Source organism: Mesorhizobium sp. M7A.F.Ca.CA.001.10.2.1, from assembly GCF_003998575.1.
In the GTDB taxonomy this organism is placed as follows: domain Bacteria; phylum Pseudomonadota; class Alphaproteobacteria; order Rhizobiales; family Rhizobiaceae; genus Mesorhizobium.
This window is the reverse complement of record NZ_RZQY01001079.1, coordinates 1-1,181: the sequence shown is the minus strand read 5'-3', so window position 1 is coordinate 1,181 and position 1,181 is coordinate 1. Positions and strand designations below refer to the sequence as shown.

The 1,181-nt window shown below is 64.3% G+C and carries 2 protein-coding genes; one reads left to right on the top strand and one right to left on the bottom strand.

Annotated elements, in window-relative coordinates:
• A partial coding sequence (locus EN964_RS35205; RefSeq protein ID WP_281059602.1) for a helicase-related protein occupies positions 1–541 on the top strand: 541 nt, incomplete at its 5' end.
• On the opposite strand, the gene EN964_RS35200 is transcribed toward EN964_RS35205, so the two are convergent.
• On the bottom strand, positions 493–1,181 hold a 689-nt coding region (locus tag EN964_RS35200), incomplete at its 5' end, for a DUF502 domain-containing protein (RefSeq protein WP_164776438.1). The two genes, EN964_RS35205 and EN964_RS35200, sit on opposite strands and share 49 nt — an antisense overlap.

The following is a 1,181-nucleotide window of genomic DNA, read 5'->3' as shown; positions in this document are numbered from 1 at the left end:
TCACGGCCGCATGAAGGGTGCCGAGAAGGACGAGGCGATGCGTGCCTTCAAGCAGGGCGAGACACGCATCCTGATCGCCACCACCGTCATTGAGGTCGGCGTCGACGTGCCGGACGCCACCGTCATGGTCATCGAGCACGCCGAGCGCTTCGGCCTGGCCCAGCTGCACCAACTGCGCGGCCGGGTCGGGCGTGGCGACAAGCCCTCCTCCTGCGTGCTGCTCTACAAGGACCCGCTCGGCGAGACCGCAAAACGCCGGCTGTCGGTGATGCGCGAGACCGAGGACGGGTTCCTGATCGCCGAAGAAGACCTGAAGCTGCGCGGCGAAGGCGAATTGCTGGGCACCCGCCAGTCCGGCACGCCGGGTTTCCAGGTTGCGCGCATCGAGGCGCATGCCGACCTTCTGGAGGCCGCCCGCGACGATGCCAGGCTGATCCTGTCGCGCGACCCGGAGCTGCAATCGCAGCGTGGCGAGGCGTTGCGCCTGCTGCTTTATTTGTTCGGCCGCGACGAGGCCGTGCGGCTCCTGCGCGCCGGCTGAGCCAGGGCGGCAACCGACGGGTTGGCGAGCATCCCTTCGATCGGCTCGCCATTCACGACAACCATTTGCTTGACCTCGGGCGCCACCAGCCCGGCCGACACAATCAGCTTGGCGCCGTCCTCAATCGTCATGTCGAGCAGCACGATGTCCGACTTCGGCACATACATCAGGAATCCGGTGGTCGGGTTTGGCGTGCACGGCATGAATACGGCAATCAGCGGATCGCCTTCCTGGTCGAGCTTCTGGTTGATCTCGGTTTCCTTCTCGCTGGCGACGAACACCAGCGACCACACACCCTTGCGCGGATATTCGACCAGTCCGACCTGGCGGAACATGTCGCCCTTGTTGGACAGCACGGTCTCGAAAATCTGTTTCAGCGAGCCATAGATGCCGCGCACCAACGGCATGCGGCCAAGCAGGCGCTCGCCGAAATTGACGATGGCGCGGCCGACGATGTTGGCCGTAAGGAAGCCGATCAGCGTGATCAGGATGAGCGCCACGATCAGCCCGAATCCCGGCACAGGAAACGACAAATAGGTGTCAGGGCTGTAGCGGGCCGGAATATAGGGTTTCACCCAGGAATCGACCCAACCGATGAATGACCAGGCGATGTAGGCGGTGATCGCCAGCGGCGCGCAGA